This is a genomic window from Pseudomonas sp. ICMP 460 (assembly GCF_002723595.1).
GTDB lineage: Bacteria > Pseudomonadota > Gammaproteobacteria > Pseudomonadales > Pseudomonadaceae > Aquipseudomonas > Aquipseudomonas kitaguniensis.
Window position 1 is genome coordinate 1 of sequence record NZ_LKBR01000090.1, and the last position, 206, is coordinate 206.

The 206-nt window shown below is 51.0% G+C and carries 1 rRNA gene; it reads left to right on the plus strand.

Annotation, left to right across the window (positions count from 1 at the left end):
- Positions 1–206: ribosomal RNA gene (locus tag AO240_RS28185) — 23S ribosomal RNA — on the plus strand; the annotation flags it as partial.

Genomic DNA, 206 nt, shown 5'->3' on the forward strand with positions numbered 1-206 from the left:
CTACTGACTGACCGATAGTGAACTAGTACCGTGAGGGAAAGGCGAAAAGAACCCCGGAGAGGGGAGTGAAATAGATCCTGAAACCGTATGCGTACAAGCAGTGGGAGCCCACTTTGTTGGGTGACTGCGTACCTTTTGTATAATGGGTCAGCGACTTATTTTCAGTGGCGAGCTTAACCGAATAGGGGAGGCGTAGCGAAAGCGAG